Source organism: Lysobacter sp. GCM10012299 (assembly GCF_042649405.1).
Taxonomy (GTDB): Bacteria; Pseudomonadota; Gammaproteobacteria; order Xanthomonadales; family Xanthomonadaceae; genus Lysobacter_J.
This window is the reverse complement of sequence record NZ_JBHRZC010000002.1, coordinates 137,549-157,118: the sequence shown is the minus strand read 5'-3', so window position 1 is coordinate 157,118 and position 19,570 is coordinate 137,549. Positions and strand designations below refer to the sequence as shown.

Annotated in this window: 17 protein-coding genes and 1 pseudogene; 5 read left to right on the top strand and 13 right to left on the bottom strand. The window is 67.4% G+C overall.

The features are described 5' to 3' along the window. Positions 1 to 11: 11 nt before the first annotated feature. A pseudogene (locus ACFOPO_RS05070) lies at positions 12 to 260 on the top strand (NHLP-related RiPP peptide); the annotation flags it as partial. Here the strand turns inward: ACFOPO_RS05070 and ACFOPO_RS05065 are convergent. The 4 genes from ACFOPO_RS05065 to aceB form a co-directional block, all read right to left on the bottom strand. Next, a complete protein-coding gene (locus tag ACFOPO_RS05065) occupies positions 194 to 2,923 on the bottom strand; it encodes a putative peptide modification system cyclase (RefSeq protein ID WP_386701569.1) in 2,730 nt (909 codons plus the stop codon). The pseudogene ACFOPO_RS05070 and the gene ACFOPO_RS05065 sit on opposite strands and share 67 nt — an antisense overlap. A gap of 22 nt (positions 2,924 to 2,945) precedes the next feature. Further along, a complete protein-coding gene (locus tag ACFOPO_RS05060) occupies positions 2,946 to 4,004 on the bottom strand; it encodes a diguanylate cyclase domain-containing protein (protein WP_386701567.1) in 1,059 nt (352 codons plus the stop codon). Between the two features lie 321 nt (positions 4,005 to 4,325). Further along, positions 4,326 to 5,627, bottom strand: coding sequence for an isocitrate lyase (gene aceA / locus ACFOPO_RS05055; RefSeq protein ID WP_241917676.1), 1,302 nt, complete (start codon positions 5,625 to 5,627; stop codon positions 4,326 to 4,328). A 74-nt stretch (positions 5,628 to 5,701) separates the two neighbouring features. Continuing rightward, the gene (gene aceB, locus ACFOPO_RS05050) at positions 5,702 to 7,345 is read right to left on the bottom strand and encodes a malate synthase A (RefSeq protein WP_386701564.1); all 1,644 of its coding nucleotides are present in this window, start codon (positions 7,343 to 7,345) and stop codon (positions 5,702 to 5,704) included. 110 nt (positions 7,346 to 7,455) lie between these two features. Between aceB and ACFOPO_RS05045 the strand changes: the two genes are divergently transcribed. Beyond that, positions 7,456 to 8,424 (top strand): LysR family transcriptional regulator, encoded by a 969-nt coding sequence (locus tag ACFOPO_RS05045; protein ID WP_386701562.1) that lies wholly within the window; start codon positions 7,456 to 7,458, stop codon positions 8,422 to 8,424. A gap of 69 nt (positions 8,425 to 8,493) precedes the next feature. On the opposite strand, the gene ACFOPO_RS05040 is transcribed toward ACFOPO_RS05045, so the two are convergent. The 8 genes from ACFOPO_RS05040 to oleC all read right to left on the bottom strand — a co-directional run bounded on the left by ACFOPO_RS05040 (position 8,494) and on the right by oleC (position 15,820). Continuing rightward, complete coding sequence (locus ACFOPO_RS05040; protein WP_386701560.1) at positions 8,494 to 9,102, bottom strand: 1-acyl-sn-glycerol-3-phosphate acyltransferase; 609 nt, start codon at positions 9,100 to 9,102, stop codon at positions 8,494 to 8,496. Positions 9,103 to 9,158: 56 nt separating this feature from the next. Further along, the gene (arfB, locus tag ACFOPO_RS05035; RefSeq protein ID WP_386701557.1) at positions 9,159 to 9,578 is read right to left on the bottom strand and encodes an alternative ribosome rescue aminoacyl-tRNA hydrolase ArfB; all 420 of its coding nucleotides are present in this window, start codon (positions 9,576 to 9,578) and stop codon (positions 9,159 to 9,161) included. Positions 9,579 to 9,594: 16 nt separating this feature from the next. Beyond that, positions 9,595 to 10,350 (bottom strand): pseudouridine synthase, encoded by a 756-nt coding sequence (locus tag ACFOPO_RS05030; protein ID WP_386701555.1) that lies wholly within the window; start codon positions 10,348 to 10,350, stop codon positions 9,595 to 9,597. A 67-nt stretch (positions 10,351 to 10,417) separates the two neighbouring features. Beyond that, positions 10,418 to 12,094, bottom strand: coding sequence for a ubiquinone biosynthesis regulatory protein kinase UbiB (gene ubiB / locus ACFOPO_RS05025; RefSeq protein WP_386701553.1), 1,677 nt, complete (start codon positions 12,092 to 12,094; stop codon positions 10,418 to 10,420). Beyond that, a complete protein-coding gene (locus ACFOPO_RS05020; protein ID WP_386701551.1) occupies positions 12,091 to 12,753 on the bottom strand; it encodes an SCP2 domain-containing protein in 663 nt (220 codons plus the stop codon). The genes ubiB and ACFOPO_RS05020 overlap by 4 nt, the downstream gene beginning before the upstream one ends. Positions 12,754 to 12,851: 98 nt before the next feature. Beyond that, entirely contained in the window at positions 12,852 to 13,010 is a 159-nt protein-coding gene (locus ACFOPO_RS05015) for a DUF1328 domain-containing protein (protein ID WP_200608293.1), read from the bottom strand. Between the two features lie 61 nt (positions 13,011 to 13,071). Next, positions 13,072 to 14,082, bottom strand: a complete 1,011-nt coding sequence (gene oleD, locus ACFOPO_RS05010; protein ID WP_386701549.1) for a 2-alkyl-3-oxoalkanoate reductase — start codon at positions 14,080 to 14,082, stop codon at positions 13,072 to 13,074. An 82-nt stretch (positions 14,083 to 14,164) separates the two neighbouring features. Then, the gene (gene oleC / locus ACFOPO_RS05005; RefSeq protein ID WP_386701546.1) at positions 14,165 to 15,820 is read right to left on the bottom strand and encodes an olefin beta-lactone synthetase; all 1,656 of its coding nucleotides are present in this window, start codon (positions 15,818 to 15,820) and stop codon (positions 14,165 to 14,167) included. A 107-nt stretch (positions 15,821 to 15,927) separates the two neighbouring features. On the opposite strand from oleC, the gene ACFOPO_RS05000 reads away from it, so the two are divergent. After that, entirely contained in the window at positions 15,928 to 16,311 is a 384-nt protein-coding gene (locus tag ACFOPO_RS05000; protein ID WP_386701544.1) for a YkgJ family cysteine cluster protein, read from the top strand. A gap of 1 nt (position 16,312) precedes the next feature. Here the strand turns inward: ACFOPO_RS05000 and ACFOPO_RS04995 are convergent, their stop codons facing one another. Beyond that, positions 16,313 to 17,227, bottom strand: coding sequence for an alpha/beta fold hydrolase (locus ACFOPO_RS04995; protein WP_386701542.1), 915 nt, complete (start codon positions 17,225 to 17,227; stop codon positions 16,313 to 16,315). Between the two features lie 213 nt (positions 17,228 to 17,440). Here ACFOPO_RS04995 and ACFOPO_RS04990 point away from each other — a divergent pair, with 213 nt between their 5' ends. Next, on the top strand, positions 17,441 to 17,971 hold the full coding sequence (locus ACFOPO_RS04990) for a hypothetical protein (protein ID WP_386701540.1): 531 nt from the start codon (positions 17,441 to 17,443) through the stop codon (positions 17,969 to 17,971). A gap of 187 nt (positions 17,972 to 18,158) precedes the next feature. Then, complete coding sequence (locus tag ACFOPO_RS04985) at positions 18,159 to 19,448, top strand: hypothetical protein (protein WP_386701538.1); 1,290 nt, start codon at positions 18,159 to 18,161, stop codon at positions 19,446 to 19,448. Positions 19,449 to 19,570: the final 122 nt, after the last annotated feature.

The window sequence follows — 19,570 nt, the reverse complement described above, 5'->3', positions numbered from 1 at the left end:
GGGAGACGGGGATGGACAAGATGCTGACTGCGCCGCTGGATCCGGCTATCGCCGACCGGTTGTTGGACCTTCTTGGCACTGACGACAAGTTCCGCGCGCAGTTCCAACGCGACCACCTGTCTGCGCTGCGGAGCATTGGTTACGAAGCACCCACGCCCGCCAAGATGACGGCTTGCGGCTCCGTGCCGGCGGCTCAGTCGGAACCCTTCGCGGACTGCAAGGTGGAGGAGCTGGCGCCCAAGGAAGCGATCCTGGCGGCTCGCGAGAGCATCCGGGCCATGCTCCTCGCAGGGCTCTCCCAGACGGTCCCTAACCTGGATGCCGTCTTGATCCGGGAACGCCGCTCGCTCAAGTAAGCAGGGAGGACTTCGACCGGCCACAGCCGGTCGAAGTTTGCCAGCGCCTTTTCGGCTTCAGGCCCCAGACCCATGCGACTGAGCACCTCTGCTTCCTGAAGCAGGGCGAGATTGCTGTCGGCAACATTCAGTGCCTGCAGGCAATGACCGCAATTAAGCTCGATGTATGCCAGCCCGCGCCGGTTCTGCAGCTGGCGGGCAACCTCCAAGGCCGATTCCAAGTCACCCGCCGCTGCGTACGCTTCCTGTAAAGCCACCAGAGTCTGATAACGCTCATGCCCAGTAATGAGTGGCTTGAGCAGGGCAACAGCATCCTTCGGTTGCCCGGCCATCAGGAGGTCCTGCGCCCGGACCACGGCTGCCATTTCGCTGAGGCCAGGCATGGCCATCAGCGTTGGATGTGCCTTGAGCGAAGCCAAGACACCGGCGGCGACGTCCCGATTACCCAAGCGCTGCGAAAGCCGTGCTGAAGCGAGCGCGAGCTCGGCATCGTCCCTGGCGTCGGCATCGAAGTCTTTCATAAGGGAACCCAAGGCCTTCTGGGCTGCCTTGGCTGTGTTCGAACGTGCAGATGCCTGGTCACCAGACAACCACTGCGATACGGCCACGGGCAACAGGAAGTTTCGACTGTCCAAGCCGTCATCCTTCTGCACCAACGCGAGCCCATCGCGAGATAGCTTCCTGGCGGCGACCCAATCCGCCCGATCCACCGCAATGGTGGTCCGCTCGAGGTAAGCATGCTGATCTTTGGGACTGAGTCCCTGTTCCAGCTTCATGGCAGCGTCAAAGTTGCGCTGCGCCGCCTCGACAATCACCCGCCGGCGCAGGCTGCTTGCGGCGCCAAGACTGATTGCCTGGTCGAATGCCTGCGCGGAAAGCCGGTATTGCCCGATTCCGAGATAGGCACGCCCGGCCATGTCGTACCCGGTGGATGCCAGCTCGTACTGCTTGACCGCGGCGCTCTGTGCGTAGGGCAGAGCCTCCTGGAAGCGATTGTCTTCGTACAGCCAGATTGCCGTGTTCGATTGAGCAGGTTTGTAGTCTGGATACAGACGGGCGAGCTGCTGCCACTTGTCCAACGCCTTGCCCGGCGTGTCGAATCTCGCCACCCATGCGTCCAGGTACATTGCCTCGCGTGGTGCAAGATGATCACGCGCGGCCTGGGCCTTGCGTAGCATCTCGACGGCCTCCGGCGCCTTGACCTGCCCGTTCTTCACTCGCATCTGCCCGAGCCAGGCCAACGCAAATTTCGGATCCAGCTCGGTAGCCTTGCCGTACATCTCCAGGGCCTGCGGATAGTCCTGGCGTTGCATCGCCTTTTGGCCGAGGGCATATGCACGAAGGGCGTCAAGGTTCGAAGTAGTTACAGCGGGCAACGGCGCAGAATCCTGATCGATCGATGCGATCGCTTCACCCAGCTTTTCGCGAAGCGATGCGGTGACCTCGTCAATGGACGTGAGCGCCGACTGGACCCCCACGCCGTCGATGGACTCGGCGTACACAGTTGTCTGGGTATGCGGATCGATAACTTCGGCGCTTACCCGCACTCGGCCACCCACTTCGGCCACCGTCGGCAAGATCACCGCGCGGGCACCGTCACGCAACGCGACCTCCGATGCAATCGCGCGATCCATGACGGCGCCCGGCTTTAGCTGCATCCGGGCAAGCGCATCGCGGGCCTTCAGGTCGCTCAGCACATTGACGTAGCGCGACTGCTCCAGGCTGATCCGGAACGCCTGCTCGAGCGAGTCGTCCAGTACGGTCTGCCCGGTCAGGTTGCGCAGGTCCGCCACCACCACCCAGTCGCGCTGGTTGAAGGCGATCGCCGGCGCAGGACGGGTCATGAACCAGGTGCCGATGCCGAACAGCACCAGCACGGCCGCTTCGGCCACCAGCGATGCCGGTCGGCGCCACAGCGGGATGTCGCGCCACGCCTTGGGCGTGTTCGGCGGTGCGCGCAGCGGGGCGATGCCAGGTTCGCCGACTTCGTAGACCTGCTGGCTTTCGGGCATGCCCTTGAAGCGCCAGCGTCCGTGCGATTTCCACAGCAGCTGCTGGCCGCGTTCGCCCAGCTCGCGCGCGGCGCGGTGGGCCAGCGGCTCGGCCACGGCCGAGAGCAGGATCTGCCCGGGCCGCGCCATCGACATCAGGCGCGCGGCAGTTGGCTTCGCCAGTCCCTCCACTTCGAGCGGCTTGGCGCCGGCGAGGACAGCTTCGTCGGTGTTGCGCCAGGTCAGCACTTCGCCGACGTGCAGGCCGGCCCGAGCCTTGATCTCCTTGCCGAGCGAGGCGCTCATCACTTCCAGCGTGCGGACGTAGTCGAGGGCGAAGCCGAGGCCGTCGATGGGTCGCTCGAACATCAGCAACAAGCCGTCGGAGCGGTCGATCAATCGCCCGCGCCAGCGCTGCTGGAGGTCCAGCACGAGGCGGTCGTGGTCGCGGAACAGCGTGGCGGTGGCGACGTCACCGATGCTCTCGACCAGCGCGGTCGAGTCGCACAGGTCCGTCAGCAGCAACGTGCGCAGCTGCGGCGAATCGATCGACGGGCGATGGGTCATCTCATTCATCGATGGTGCTTCCCTCTTCGGCCTAGGCCGAGGTCAGTTCCGCATCGTGATCCTGCCATTGCACGCAATTGCCACCCATGCGCTTGGCCCGGTACAGGCCTTCGTCGGCACGGGCGTACCAGTCATTCCAGTCCTTCTCCGGGTCGACCAGGCAGGCGCCGACACTGAGCGGACACATCAACGGGGCGCCGTGCACCATCTGCATCAGGCCCTGGGCGGTGGAGACGACGAAGTCGGCGAAGCGCATCACTTCGTCGCGGCTGTCGGCCACCATCAACAGGCAGAACTCGTCGCCGCCGAGGCGGCAGGCGAGGTCGTCGGGGCCGGCCACCGAGCGCAGGATGTTGGCCACGCCCTGCAGCACGCGGTCGCCGATGAGGTGGCCGTGCTCGTCGTTGACCTGCTTGAAGCGGTCGCAGTCGATCAGCAGCAGGCCCATCGCGTGCGGCATGCCGAGCTTGCGGTACTCCTGCAGGTGCAGGGTCAAGCCGCGACGGTTGTAGAGGCTGGTCAGTTCGTCGGTGCGGATCAGCTCTTCGGTCTGGTTGAGCTGGTGCGTGGCGGCGTAGAGGCTGTCGAGTGCGGACTCGAGTTCCTCGTTGCGGCGGCGCAGGCGACGAATGAGGCTTTGTTCGTTGAGCACCACGCGCAGGATCGCGCGGCGCAGGAAGTACGACACCAGGCCCGGGTCGCGTTCGACCAGGCGCTGGAATTCCTCGTGGCGCAGTTCGATCAGCAGGCCGTCACTGGCGGCGACGGCATCGGCGCTGCGGACGTGGTCGCCGATCAGCAGTCCCAGCTCGCCGAAGAATTCGCACGGACCCAGGCGCTTGCCGACGAGGTCCTCGCCGAAGTCGAGGTCGATGATGCCGCGCGCGATCACGAACATGGTCGTGCCGAGTTCGCCGCGGCGGAACAACACCTGCCCTTCTTCGATCCGCCGCGAGCGGCCAATCTCGGCAAACAATTCGTATTCCGAATTGGTAAGCACCGCCGTCGCCACATCCGCCGACGCCGTGCTGGGTGTGCCTGCGATGAGGGTGTCGCGACTGTGTGCAACAGCCGCGTTTTCGCGAGTCATCCCACGACCCCGGTCCGTGGTGAGGCTGGAGAATAGCACCTGAACACGGTGGAATACGGTGAAAAGCGGGGGTTGAGGACGGGGTGGCTTAACGCTTTTGGGGCCGGGTGCCACGTCGTTTCTTACGTCATCCCGGCCCATGCCGGGATCCAGAAACGGCGCCGGTGAGGGACGTGGCCGCTGCGTTCAGGGAGCCAAATGCGGCAAAATCCGGGCTGCGAGGGGGCGGGCCTGGGTCCCGGCGTTCGCCGGGGTGACGAGGCTCCCCCTGCACTGCCCCGGCTTTTGGGCCAGGGCAGTGAAGCTAACCGAGAAATTTTCTCAGGCGGCCGCGGCGCGCTTTTCGTGGAACTGCTCTTCCTCGGTCGAGCCCTTCAGCGCCACCGTCGAGGACTTGCCGCCCTGGATGGTCTGGGTCACCGCGTCGAAGTAACCGGTGCCGACTTCGCGCTGGTGCTTGACCGCGGTGAAGCCCTTCTCGGCCGCGGCGAACTCGGCTTCCTGCAACTCGACGAACGCGCTCATCTGGCGGCGTGCGTAACCGTGGGCCAGGTTGAACATGCCGTAGTTGAGGCTGTGGAAACCGGCCAGCGTGATGAACTGGAACTTGTAACCGTAGCTGGCGATTTCCTTCTGAAACTTCGCGATGGTCGCGTCGTCGAGGTTCTTCTTCCAGTTGAAGCTCGGCGAGCAGTTGTAGGCCAGCAGCTTGCCGGGGAACTTGGCGTGGATCGCCTCGGCGAACTTGCGCGCGAACTCCAGGTCCGGCTTGCCGGTCTCGCACCACACCAGGTCGGCATACGGCGCGTAGGCGAGGCCGCGGCTGATCGCCTGGTCCAGGCCATTGCGGGTCTTGAAGAAGCCTTCGACGGTGCGCTCGCCAGTGATGAACGGTGCGTCGTTCGGGTCGATGTCGGAGGTGATGAGGTCGGCGGCCTCGGCGTCGGTGCGGGCGACGATCAGCGTCGGCACGCCCATGACGTCGGCGGCCAGGCGCGCGGCGACCAGCTTCTCGACCGCTTCGCGCGTCGGCACCAGCACTTTGCCACCCATGTGGCCGCACTTCTTGACGCTGGCCAGCTGGTCTTCGAAGTGCACGCCGGAGGCGCCGGCCTCGATCATGCCCTTCATCAGTTCGAAGGCGTTGAGCACGCCACCGAAGCCGGCCTCGGCATCGGCCACGATCGGCTGCAGGAAGTCGATGTCGCCGCTGCCTTCGGCGCACTGGATCTGGTCGGCGCGCAGCAGGGTGTTGTTGATGCGGCGCACGACCTGCGGCACCGAGTTGGCCGGATACAGCGACTGGTCGGGGTACATCTCGCCGGCGATGTTGGCGTCGGCGGCGACCTGCCAGCCCGACAGGTAGATCGCCTTGAGGCCGGCCTTGACCTGCTGCATCGCCTGGTTGCCGGTCAGCGCGCCGAGCGCGTTGACGAACGGTTCGCTGTGCAGCGAGGCCCACAGCTTGTTCGCGCCGAGCTTGGCGATGGTGTGCTCGACCGGCACGGTGCCGCGCAGGCGCACGACATCCTGGGCGCAGTACGGGCGGTCGATGCCGGCCCAGCGCGGGTTGGTGGCCCAGTCGTGGCGGAGTTGTTCGGCGGTGTGCAATGCGGTGGTCATGGCGGTGCCCTCTGCTCGTTTCTTTTTTTGAAGCCCTCCCCTTCAAGGGGAGGGTTGGGTGGGGATGGGTTGCGTCAGTCGAGTCGTGCGTAAGCCGGCAAGGTCAGGAAGTCCTCCAGCACGTCGGCATGGGTGAGTCGATCAAGCACGCCGATCGCTTCGTTGATGCGACTGGCACCCGGCATGCGCGCGCGGTCGCCGAGGCGGCCGGGCAGGTTGAGGAAGGCGCGTTCGAGCAATGCAAAGTCGACCGGCGTGCCGTCGTCCAGGTGCAGGCCATCGCTGTGCAGCCATTGCCACAGCTGTGTGCGGGCGATCTCGGCGGTCGCCGCGTCTTCCATCAGCCAGTGGATCGGCACGCAGCCATTGCCATCGAGCCAGGCGGCGAGATAGCGCACGCAGACCTCGACGTTGCCTTCGAAACCGGCGCGGCTGATGGTGCCCAGCGAGGGCTTGATGAGGTCATCGCGGGTGACCCAGACGTCTTCGCGCAACACATGACGCTGGTTGGGCGTGGGCATGCGCTCGTCGAAGATTTCGCGCGCCAGCGGGATCAGCGCCGGATGCGCGACCCAGGTGCCGTCGTGGCCGGCGGTCACTTCGCGCAGCTTGTCGGCGCGGACCTTGGCCATCGCGATTTCATTGGCGGCTTCGTCGCCGCTGATCGGGATCTGTGCGGCCATGCCGCCCATCGCGTGCGCGCCGCGCTTGTGGCAGGTCTGGATCAGCAGTTCCGAGTAGGCCTTGAGGAACGGCTGGGTCATCGTGACCTGGGCGCGCTCGGGCAGCACCTTGTCGCGATGGCGGCGGAAGGTCTTGATGTACGAAAACACGTAATCCCAGCGGCCGCAGTTGAGGCCGGCGATGCGCGTGCGCAGCGCGTGCAGGATCTCGTCCATCTCGAACACCGCCGGCAGCGTCTCGATCAGCACGGTGACCTTGATCTGGCCTGGCGCCAGGCGCAGTTCGCGCTCGACGTGGTCGATGACCTCGTTCCACAGCTGCGCCTCTTCCATCGACTGCAGCTTGGGCAGGTAGAAATAGGGTCCGCGATCCTTCGCGGCGAGCACGTCCGAATTGTGGAAAGCGAACAGGCCCAGGTCGAACAGGCTGGCCGACATCGGCGCGCCATCAATCAGGACGTGCTTCTCGTCGAGGTGCCAGCCACGCGGGCGCACCATCAGCACGGCCTGCTCCTCGAACGGGCGCAGGGTGTAGTGCTTGCCGGGGTTGCCATCGGCGCCCACGGCGGTGAACTCGAGCGTGCCTGCGACGGCGCCGATCAGCGCGCGCTGTCCGGCGATGAGGTTGTCCCAGGTCGGCGAGGTGCTGTCCTCGAAGTCGGCCATGTAGACCTTCGCGCCGGAGTTGAGCGCGTTGATGACCATCTTCGGGTCGACCGGGCCGGTGATCTCGACGCGGCGGTCGAGCAGGGCCTGCGGCAGCGACGCCACTTTCCAGTCGCCATTGCGGATGGCGGCGGTGTCGGCGCGGAAGTCGGGCAGGCCGCCGGCGTCGAAATGCGACTGGAGCGCCAGGCGGACGTCGAGGCGCGACTGGCGCGCCGCTTCGAAACGGCGGTGGAGTCCGGCCAGGAACCCGAGCGCGGCGGGGGTCAGAACCTGGTCCTGGCCCTCGGCCTGGGCCAGGACTTCGATATTGCCCTCGGCGATCTCATGGATCTCGCCGTCTTGCCGCTTGGCCATCACTGCCGACATGCCTGTAACTCCGTGGTCACCTTGTGGAGTCACCATGCGGCGGCGTGTGTTATTTGACAATCAAGATTTTTCAATGCTAATCATTACTTTCCTTAATAAGTATTGAAACCATGGCCAGCCAGCCGCCTGCCAGCCCGCGGTTCGCCTACAAGGGGGACCGCCTCAAGCCCCTTCGCGCGTTCTGCCAGACCGCGCGCCTGGGTTCGGTGTCGCGGGCGGCCGAGGCGCTTTACCTCAGCCAGCCGGCGGTAACCCTGCAATTGCAGGCGCTGGAGCGCGAACTGGGGGTGCGGCTGCTCGAGCGCAGCGGCCGCCGGATCACCCTCACCCGCGAGGGCCAGGAGCTCTACGAGCTGGCCCGACCGCTGGTGGAGGGCCTGGACGCGCTGGATTCGGTGTTCCTGGAGAAGATCCGCGGCCTTGATGCCGGCGAACTGAATGTCGCCGCGGGCAGCTCGACCATCCTCTATCTGCTGCCGCGGATCGTTGAAGCCTTCCGCGCCGCCCACCCGGAGGTGCGGCTGACCCTGCACAACGTCACCGGTGCCGGCGGGCTCGACCTGCTGCGGTCGGACGGGGTCGACCTGGCCGTGGGCTCGATGCTGGATGTGCCGGCCGATCTCAGCTACGAGCCCGTGTACCGCTTCGAGCCGATGCTGATCACGCCGCGCGACCACCCCCTGGCGCGCAAGGAGGACCTGCACCTGCAGGACCTGTCGCCGTATGGCCTGATCCTTCCGCCCCAGCGGTTGACCACCTACCGCCTGATCGACCTGGTGTTCCAGCAGAACCGGGTGCCGTACACGGTGGCGCTGGAGGTCGGCGGCTGGGAGGTCATCAAGCAGTACGTGGCGATGGGGCTGGGCATCAGCATCGTCACCGCGATCTGCCTGACCGAGGCCGACCGCGAGCGCCTCTCGGCGCGGTCGCTGGCGGAGTACTTCCCGTCGCGGACCTATGGGGTCGTGGTCCGGAAGGGGAAATATTTATCACCGCAGGCCAGGGCATTTACAGAATTAATAAAGCCGGCGCTGTTCGAGCGCGGGGACTATTACTCGACCGGGCAGTCGGAGCGCTGAGGGCTCCCTCGGCCTGCGGCCTCGACCCCCTCCCGGCCTCCCCCTGCGAGCAGGGGGAGGAGAAGATCGTCAGGCGTCGTGGTTCTTGCCCTTCGACACGCCGCGGTACCAGTTACGGATGCGGTTGAAGTCGCTGTCGAAGTCCTCGCCCAGGTCGAACGGCGGGCCGATGCCGATCACCTTGTGGCCGTAATGGAAGTACGCCGGCACCACCGGCACCGCTGCCGCCTTGGCGATCCGCCAGAAGCCGGGCTTCCAGCGTTCCACCGCGCGGCGCGTGCCTTCGGGCGCCAGCGCGTACCAGAGCTTGTCGGCCTCGCGGATCATCCGCGCCGCCTGCTCGACCACGCCATGGGCCGCCTTGCGATCGACCGGGATCACGCCGAGGTGGCGCATCAGCGCGCCCATCACCGGCAGCTTGAACAATGAATCCTTGCCCAGGACCTTGAGGTCCAGGCCCATCGCCATCTTCGCGGCGAAGCCCCAGATGCCATCCCAGTTGGACGAGTGCGGCGCACCGATCAACACCAGGCGCGGGATGTCGGGGAACGCACCGACCATGCGCCAGCCGCCGGCGCGGAGGATGGCGCGGCCGAGCCAACGCGTGAAGGCATTGGGTTTCACCCGCGGCGCGTTCGGCGGCAGGTTCAAAACCCGTTGGTCGTCAATCTCGGCCATTGGCCCCTCTTGGCTCGTGCTGCTTCTAAGTCAGCGTGGTTCTGTTGCCGCGGTCCTCAATCCCAATCGCGAACCGCGCGACCGCGTTTGATCGTACCGCGTTCGCGCTTCCCGCTGAGCCGCCGCTCCTTGGACGCACGGGTCGGTCGCGTCGCCACGCGCGGAGTCGGCGCGAACAGGCCGGTGGCGATGAAGGCCGCCAGGCGTTCGCGCGCGTCTTCGCGGTTGCGGTCCTGGGTGCGGAAGCGCTGGGCGCTGATCACCAGCACGCCCTCGTCGGTGATGCGACGGTCGCGCTTGGCCAGCAGGCGCGCCCGCACCGGCTCGGGCAGCGACGGCGAGCCGGCCAGGTCGAAGCGCAACTCGACCGCCGTGGCGACCTTGTTGACGTTCTGCCCGCCCGGGCCGGACGAGCGCACGAAACGCTCGACCAGCTCGTCGTCGGGAATGGCCAGGTTGTCGCTGATCTCGAGCATGGCGCAACTTTAGCAATCAGGCCGTGGGCGGCGGGGCGTCCGGATGGCCGAACAATGCCAGCGCCTTCGCGAACTCGGCATCCGGCGGCGCGATCACTTCGATGCGCCGGCCGTCGAGCGGGTGCACGAACGCCAGCCGGCGCGCGTGCAGCAGCATGCGATGGATGCCCAACATGCGGAACTGGCGGTTGTGGCGACCGTCGCCGTGGCTGGTGTCGCCGATCATGTGGTGCGACAGATGCTTGAGGTGGCGACGGATCTGGCGGAAGCGCCCGGTTTCCGGTTGCGCGCACAGCAATGCATAGCGTGAGGTCGGGAAGTTGGCCGACGGCAGTTCCAGCTCGGTCGTCGCCAAACGCTTGAAGCGGGTGATGGCCGGCTTCTTGAGCGGCTTGCCCGGGCCGCCATCGAGCGGGTAGTCGACGACGAAGTCTTCTTCCGGCCAACCGCGGCAGATCGCCCAGTAGTCCTTCTCGACTTCGCGCGACATCAGCACCTTGCCCAGCGCCGAAGCACTGTCGCGATCGAAGGCGAGCAGCAGGCAGCCGCTGGTGGCGCGGTCGAGGCGATGCACCAGGAAGATCGGCTTGCCGAACTGCTCGCGCAGCCGATCGGCAGCGAAGTCGGTTTCGCCGCGCGCCAGGGCGCTGTCGTGGACCATCAGGCCGGCAGGCTTGTTGACCACGGCGAGCTGCTCGTCGACGTAGAGCACGTCGAGGGCCTCTGGCTCTGGCTCCAACCGCAGAGGGTCGTCAGGGGTTGGGGTATTCATTGCTGTTGATTCGAGTGTGGCCGGCCTCCCCCTGCATTCGCAGGGGGAGGAGCGGAGCGGAGCAGAGCTACGAGCGGCGGGGCCAGGCGGCCAGCAATGCCCACACGCCGCCGAGGCCTGCGATCCACGCCGCGGCCGGGATCGACCACAGGGTCGGGCCGCCGGCTTCCAGGCCGTACAGCACCGTGGCGCAGATCAGCAGGCCGACGCCGAGCACGGCGGCGACGGTGCGGCGCTGGGCCGAGCGGATCGAACGGTTGAGCTCGGTGAGGTCGCGCGAATGCAGGTGCAGCTCGGACTTGCCCTCGACCTGCTGGGTCAGCCAGGCGTGCAGCAGGCGCGGCATCTCCGGCGCGTGCGTGACCAGCTCCGGCAGGCGCTTGCGGAACTCGCTGGCCAGGCGCTGCGGGCTGTAGCGCTCGACCAGGATCTTGGTCAGCACCGGTCGCGCCACCGCCCAGATATCGAGCTTGGGATCGAGCAGGCGGCCGACACCCTCGATGTTGAGCAGGGTCTTCTGCAGCAGGATCAGCTGCGGCTGCAGCGTCAGCTCGTAACGCTGCGCGGTGCGGAACAGCTTGAGCAGCACTTCGGCCAGCGAGATCTCGCTCAACGGACGGGTGAAATACGGCTCGCACACCGCGCGCGCAGCCGCCTCAAGCTCGTCGATGCGGATGTGCGACGGCATCCAGCCGGCGCGCACGTGCAGCTCGGCGATGCGGCGGTAGTCGCGGTTGAAGATCGCCATGAAGTTCTCGGCGAGGTAGTACTGATCCTCGTCCGAGAGCTGGCCCATGATGCCGAAGTCGAGCGCGATGAAACGCGGGTTGTTGCGTCGCGCCGGGTCGCTGTCGACCCAGATGTTGCCGGCGTGGGCATCGGCATGGAAGAAGTTGTCGCGGAAGACCTGCGTGTAGAACACGCGCACGCCCTTGGCGGCGAGCGCGTGGCGGTCGATGCCGGCCGCATCCAGCGCTTCGATGTCGTCGGACGGGATGCCGCGCACGCGTTCGAGCGTCAGCGCTCGCTCGGCGGTGTGCGACCAGATCACCTCGGGCACGTACAGGTCGTCGCTGTCGGCCCAGAACCGGCGGAGCACGCTGGCGTTGGCGCCTTCGCGCTGCAGGTCGAGTTCGGCGGCGAGCGTGTTCTCGATCTCTTCGACGATTGCGCGCGGGCGGATCTTGTCGGCGCTGGGGTGGGTGCGATCGACGATCCCGGCCACGGCCTTGAGCAGGGCGATGTCGCCGCTGATCTGCTTTTCGATGTTCGGCCGCAGCACCTTGACCACGACTTCGCGCGATACGCCATTGGCATCCGGCGGCAAGGTCGCCGCGTGCACCTGGGCGATCGAAGCGGAGGCCAGTGGCGTCGTGTCGAACTGGGCGAACGCTTCGCTGACCGGACGCTCCAGCGCGCGCTCGACGATCAGGCGCGCGGCCTCGCCATCAAACGGTGCGACGCGGTCCTGCAGCAGGGCCAGTTCCTGGGCGACATCCGGCGGCACGAGGTCGCGTCGCGTCGACAGGATCTGGCCGAACTTGACGAAGATCGGGCCCAGTTCCTGCAGCGCCAGGCGCAGGCGGGCGCCACGCGGTTGCGCCGCGATTTCGGCCGACGCGCGCGGCACGAACGGCCGCGCCAGCTTGAGCCACGGTTCGACCGGGGTGTCGTCGAGCAGATCGTCAAGGCGGTAGCGCAACAGCACGCGGCCGATGCGCCATGCACGGAACACAGGCTTCATGCACCGCCCCCGGTACGCAGGCGCAAGCGACCCACGCGCGCGGCCAGGCGTTCCACATCGTCACGCAGGGTGTCGACATCGTCATGGAAGGCGTTGAGTTCTTCGCGCGGGATCACGTCGCGCGATTCCTCGGTGACGTACTCGGCGGCGTTGCCGGCAAAGGCACCGGCGGCACCGCGGGCGTGGCGCAAGCCGGCCGCGAACGAGTTGGCGATCTGCACGCCGAGCACTTCGCCGAAGACGCTGACGAACGGTTGCTGCCAGTCCGGATCGAAGCGTTCGGCCAGGCGCTGCAGGCGGCGCGCCAGTTCGGCGTCGCCTTCGATGCGCAGTTTGCCCACCGGCGGGGCGTCGTCGTTGCGCAGGAACGGCAGCTGCGACAGCAATCCGCCCAAGGTGCTGCGGACCGACAGGTCAGGCTCGCCCTCGCCTTCGATGGGCCCTACCTCAAGCCGTTCGCCGGCCACGCGCACCTGCAGTGCCAACGGCGGCGCGGCCACGCGCAGGGCAACACGGCGCCCGTCGAGGGTGCGCAGTCCGTCGCGGGTGTCCGGGTCCAGTGCCAGCGCGCGATTGAGCGCGGCCTCCAGGGCACGGCCGGCAATGGGCTTGAGCGCGGCCAGCGCCGAGGGGGCCGGGTGTGCGGATGGGTCTGTCATCCGGTCATTGTAGCCCTGCCCCTGTGGTCCCCAATGCAGGACGGCCAGGGCCCATTGCGGGGGCCCTGGCCGTCCGGGTGGCAACGATCATGCGCTGGTCAGACGCGTCTGCCGCGCAGCATGGAAACGATGGCCAGGATCAGGAAGACGACAAAGAGGATCCACGCGATGTTGCTGGCCGTGCCGGCGATGCCGGTAAAGCCCAGCACAGCGGCAATGATCGCGATGACGAAGAACACCACTGCGTAGTGCAGCATCGAAAACCTCCGGCGCGTCGCGCCTGATGGGTGTACTCCGATCCTGCCCGGGTTTTCGTTTTCAGTGGGTGACGGCGGCGTGTTCCGTCCATGCGGCCTTCAGCCGGGTGAGGCCCTCGTGAATGCTCACGCGCGGCACGTAGCCGAAGTCGCGCTTGGCCGGCGCCATGTCGTACCAGTGCGTGGTGCTCAGCTGCTCGGCAAGGAAGCGCGTCATCGGCGGTTCGCCCTTGAGCGGCAGCGCATGCCACAGCCCTTCGCACAGCACGCCTGCGACATAGGCGGCGCGGAACGGGATGGTCTTGGTCACCGTCGGCGCACCCGCGGCCTGCAGCAGGCCGTTGATGATCTCGCGCACGGTCTTCGGTTCGCCGTTGCTGATGAAGTACGGCCGCCCGGCGCAGGCCGCGCCAGGGCTGAGATGGTCGAACGCATCAAGATGCGCCTGCGCGGCATTGTCGACGTACGTGGTGTCGATGCGGTTCTCGCCGTCGCCGACGAAGCGCAGGCGCCCGGCCTTGGCACGCTCGACCAGTCGCGGCAGCAGCTGGTTGTCGCCCACGCCCCAGATCAGCCTCGGGCGCAGCGCGATGGTGGCCAGCGAGGTGTCGTTGGCGGCGATCACGGCACGTTCGGCGATCTGTTTGGTGGCGGCGTAGGGCGCCTTGAGGTGCTCGCCGTAGGGCACGTTCTGCGCGGTGCCGCCTTCGACCGGATGGGTGGCGCGGTGGGTGACGCTCGGCGTGGAGGTGTAGACGAGACGACCGATGCCGTGCGCGCGGCAGGCGGCAAGGACGTTGTCGGTGCCCACGACATTCGCCAGGTGGTAGCTCTCGTAGCTGCCCCAGGCGCCGGCCTTGGCGGCGTTGTGGAACACCGCATCGCAGCCGCGCGCAGCGGAGACGATGGCATCGCGCTGGGCCAGGTCACCCTGCACCTGGGTCACCCCGATCCCATCGAGCGCGTCGTAGCGGCCGCGGTTGAAGCTCACCACCTCGTAGCCGCGTGCGCGCAAACCGCGGCACAACGCCTGCCCGAGGAAGCCACCGCCGCCGGTTACCAGGATCTTCATTGTTGTTGTGGCCTTTGCCGACGCCGGCGTTGTTGCTGGGTAGATGGTCTAACGCTATGGCACATCGGAGCGAAGCACCGCGTCACGATTTCAGTAACGCCGCGGCCCACGAGGCCAGCTTCTCGCGGCCGATCTTGGCGTTGTGGCGGATATCGACCGGGAACTTCGGATGCAGCGCGAACCGGTCGATGTCGGCCGTGTGCGGCTGCGTCTGCCCCAGCGCGCGCAGCTCGCGTTCGATCCGCGGCCACTGCCCGGCGTCGACGCCAGGCTGAAGCTCCACGCACAGTACGGGCTGTTGCGCTCCCGGCGTACCGATGCCGACCAGCGCCGTGCGCCGCACCTGGCCGTGGGTGTTGAACACCGGTTCGACCTGCTCGGTGTACAGCGGCCCCTGCCCGGTCTCGACCCGGTGCGACTTGCGACCGCAGAACCACAACCGGCCCTCCGCATCGAGGTACCCGACGTCGCCCATCCGGTGCACGATGCGTTCGCTGCCGTCGGCCAGGCGCTCACGGATCTTCGCCAAGCGGGTCTGCGCTTCGCGGTTGAAGTACTGGTCGGTCACGCTGGGACCGGCCACGGAGATTTCGCCGACCACGCCGGTCGCGACTTCCAGGTCGGGCGACCACTGCGCGATCGCGTCGTCGCCGATGGCGATGATGCGCACCTCGTTCGGGGCGACCGGGCGCCCGACGCAGGTGCCGGCACCGGCTTCGGTCGCTGCGCGGGTGGCCTGCAGCTCGCGGCCTTCGATGACGGCCACGGGCAGGCATTCGGTGGCGCCGTACGGCGTCCAGAACTGCGCGTCGTCGGGCAGCAGTTCGCGCATCTTCGCCACCACATCGGCCGGCACCGGCGCGCCAGCGGAGGTCACGCGCTTCACCGTCGGCAGCGGCATGCCGTGACCGGCGAGTACCGCCATCAGTGCCGGCGAACCGAACAGCTGGTCGACGCCGAAGCGGGCGATGGCGTCGTGCAGCTTGCGCGGATCGGCCAGCGCCGGCTTGGTCGGGTCCATGTCGGGGATGATCGAAGTCAGCCCCAGCGCCGGGTCGAACAGCGCGAACGGCGGGAAGGTCGGCAGGTCCACGCCACCGGCACCGATGCCGAAGGCGTCGCGCAGCATGGCGATCTGGGCGACGAAGTGGCGGTGGCGGTAGACCACGCCCTTGGGGATGCCGGTCGAGCCGCTGGTGAAGAGGATCGCGGCGACGTCGTCGGGTTCGGTCGCGGCGAGTTGCGATCCGGCGCCCGCACCCTCGGCTTCGACGCGCGCCAAGGTGGCATCGGCCAGCCAGGCGCGGCGGCCGGTGGTGATCCTGACCGTCGCCGACCGAGCCCAGCCCAGCACCACCCGCGCCACCTGCGCCAGCGGAATGCCGATGAACGCCTCGGGGCGGGCCTCGTCCAGGCACTGCCGCAGCGCGCGCCGGTCGATGCCCGGGTCGACCAGCACGGGCACCGCGCCGGCCTTGAAGAGAGCGAACATCAGCAGGAAGAACTCCGGCGACGGCCGCACCATCACCACCGTGCGGGTGCCGCGGACGATGCCGCGGCGGGCCAGGCCGGCGGCGATGGCGTCACTGCGGGCGTCCAGCTCCCGGTAGGTCAGGGCCAGGTCGAACCGGGCCAGGCCGTCGGGGCCGCGGCTGCCGGGGCAGCGCATGGCGACCCGGTCGGGGAACTGCGCGGCCAGACCGGGCAGCGAGGCGGCGATGTTGCAGGGGGTGCTCATCCGTTCATGCTATCCATTCATTTCCGCCTTTATGCACAACGCTTGCGTCGCGCTGGCAAAGCCTCAGAATCGCGCCCCCGACTGCTGTTTCCGCGCCCCGCCCGTCCATGCAACACCCCTGCCTGACCTGCGGCGCCTGCTGCGCCTTCTTCCGCGTGAGTTTCCACTGGTCCGAGGCCGACCCGGACCTGGGCGGACGCGTGCCCGTGGAACTGACCGAGTCGCTGCGTTCGCACGAGCGGGTCATGCGCGGTACCTCGCAGGCGAAGCCGAGCTGCGTGGCGCTGGACGCCGACATCGGCCGCTACAGCCGCTGCAGCATCCACGACCGGCGCCCGTCGGTCTGCGCGGCGGTGCCGGCGTCGTGGGAGTTCGGCGCCGCCAGCGCGCAGTGCGACAAGGCACGTGTGGCGCATGGGCTGGCGGTACTCACGCAGGACGACTGGACGGGCGTCGGCGAGGCAGACAAGAACCCGCTGCCTGTGTTGTGAGTCAAAGCGGGTGCGTGTCCAGGAACGTGCGGATCTCCGGCACCAGCACAGCGGCCTTGTCCTCCAGCACGTAGTGCCCGGCATCTTCGAACGCGTGCACCTGCGCCTGCGGCAGCGCGTCGGTGAAGCCCTCGAGGAAATGCTTGTCGAATACGAAGTCGCGCAGGCCCCAGCCGATGAACGTCGGGCGATCTGCGTATTTGGGCAGCTTGCGCCCCATCGCCTGCACCAGCGGCCAGGCGGCATCGCCCTCGCCCAGCGGGATGTCCTGGACGAAACGCGAGGTGGCGATGCGATTGGCCCAGCTGTCGTACGGCGCCAGGTAGGCGTGGCGGACCTCGGCCGGCATCGCGTTCTCGACGCCGACGCGCGCGGTAATCGCGGCAAAGGCGTTGAGCCCGCGGATCATGCCGGTGCCCAGCGACGAATCGCGGCCCAGGCGCAGGGATTTCGGTAGCGGCTTGGCCGCCGGCAACGGAAACGCGCCGGTGTTGAGGATCACCAGCCGGCGGATCTGCGCCGAATGCTTCAGGCCCCAGCCAAAACCGATGCCGCCACCCCAGTCGTGCACCGCCAGCGTCACCGGGCCGGTGACGCCCAGTGTCTGCAGCAGCGTCTCGACGTCGTCGATGCGCGATTGCAGGGTGTAGCGATAGCCCGGGCTGGCACCGGCGGAATCGTCGGGCTTGTCCGAAAGGCCCATGCCGACGTGGTCGGGCACGATGCAGCGGTAGCGGTCGCGCAGGCCCAGCACCAGTCGACGCCAGTAATAGCTCCACGACGGGTTGCCGTGCAGCATGACCACCACTTCGCCGTCGCGCGGACCTTCGTCCAGGTAGCTCATCCCGATGCCGGGGCGGACCTGCAGGCGCTGCGGGGTGAAGGGGTACTCGGGAAGGGGAAGATCGACGGTCATGGCGGCTCGGTGGCGCTCGCGGGAGGCCGCAAGCCGGAAACAAGCCGCCATTATCCCGTGCCGGAGCCGCTATGCACACGTTCCGCTGACGCCACCGTCACCTTGATGAGCCGCGCGCCCTGCGATCACCGCGAATTCACGGTTAGGCAACCGCCCGGGCCAGACGATGGTCGCGATGACAGCCTGGCTGATGACAGCCCACAGGAGCGTGTCATGACCGACCATGTGATCACCGGCGAAGTCTCCAACAGCAAGGTCGCCGCCGTCCTCGACAGCAAGGCGGCCGCATTGCAGGCGGCCGACACGATTCGCCGCACGTTGCACCTCAAGGACAGCCAGGTGCGCGTGGTCGCTCCTCACGATCCGCGTGCGGGCAAGAAGCTCGAGCCGGAGAGCCAGGGCATTTTCTCGACGATGCTGCGCGCGCATTTCTGGCTCGGCCTGCTGGGTGCGGCACTGGGCGCCGCGCTGTTCGGCGTGCTGTGGGCGCTGAAGATCCCCTTCATCGTCAACTCGGCCCCGTATGCCGCCGGCGCGATCATCTTCTTCGCCGCGGTCGCGGGACTGATGTTCGGCGGCCTGGTCACGCTGCGGCCCGATCACGACCTCTACATCCTCAAGGTGCAGGACGCACTCGGCGAAGGCCGCTATGCGGTGGTGGTGCATGCGCTATCGCATGCGCAGCGCACGCAGGTGGCCGAGCTGCTGCGCAGCGCGAGCGGCGAGGTCATCACCACGCTGTAAGCCCGGCTAACCTGCTTTTCCGCACCCGCCCGGCAGGATTCGTGCCGGGCCGCGAGGCCGCGTAGCGCGGGTGTTTGCGCGCCGTGGCCTGCGCGCAAGACGTTCTGCGTAACTCCCTGCGTCGATTCCAATGCCGCCCCCCGGCGGTCGCGTCCAATGGCGCGTCCTCTGATGCAAGGAGTCCACCATGAAGTCCCCCCGGATGCATTCGTCCCGCTGGTTGCTGGCGGGTGTCCTGCCGTTGGTTGTTCCGTGCCAGGCACTGGCCGACGCCGTGACTGACTGGAATGCCACCACCAACCAGCTCGTCGGCGCGGCAGGGGGCCCGCCTCAGCAGTTCCGCGTGTTCGCGATGGTGCACATCGCCATCCACGATGCGTTGAACTCGATAGATCCGCGCTACCGGACCTATACCGCCGTCGGCGCGGGCAATCCCAACGCGTCGCCCGATGCGGCCGTCGCGCGTGCAGCGCGCGATGTCCTGCTGGCGACGTTGCCGACCCAGGCCGGAGCCATCAACACCGCCTACAGCAACTACATCGGCGCCCTTCCCGCCTGTCCGCCGGCACAGGCGGCATGCATCAGCCAGGGCGAAACCGTCGGCGCCGCGGCGGCCGATGCGATCCTCGACATGCGCGTGCTCGATGGCTCGCAGACGCCGCATGTGCCGTACACGCTCGGGCCGGGCCCTGGCGTCTACCAGCCAACGCTGCCGACACCTCCTGCACCGGCGCCGTTCCCGCAGTTCGGTGGCTGGGGCAATGTCGAACCCTTCGCGTTGAACAATGCGTCGCAGTTCAACCCGGGCAAGGCCGCCATGCTCAACATCAAGACCACGGCCTATGCCAAGGACTACAACGAAGTCAAAGCGGTCGGCAGCGCGGTCGTCCGCAATGCCGCGCCCGATTCCGAGCAGAGCCGCATCGCGCGCTTCTGGCCCGGCGGCGGCGGCAACCTCAATGGCGTCGCCCGCGTCATCCTCGCCGACTACGACTTCGACGCGTGGGAGCACGCGCGTCTGTTCGCGCTGATGAACATGGCCATCAACGATGGCCTCGTCGCCACGTTCCGGGTCAAGTACACCTACAACTTCTGGCGCCCCTACACGGCCATCCACTGGGTCGACGACGGCAACAAGGCCACGCAACCCGACGCCAACTGGACGTCGTACATCGTCACGCCGCCGTATCCGGATTACACCTGCGGCCTGCCCAACACCGTGGGCTCCTTCGCCGGCGCGCTGCGCGAGTTCTTCGGCACGGACAAGGTGCCCTTCACCTTCACCGCCAGCGGGCTTCCGCCGTCAGTCACGCGCAGCTACACCAGCTTGACGCAAGCCGCCAATGAAGCCGCGGATGCGCGCGTGTATGGCGGCATCCACTTCCGCACCGGCTGCGAGGGCGGGGTGAAGCTGGGATTGAAGGTCGGCAAGTTCGTGGCCACCACGCAGTTGCGGCCGCAGCCCAATCCCAACTGAGCCGTCCGACGACGACGACCGGACCGGCTGCCAGCGCCGGTCCGGTCACTGCGATTTCATCCGTTCGATGCGGCGACCGGCGTAGCGTCGGCGTCCTTTCTGACGCGTGATGGAGAGCGGGA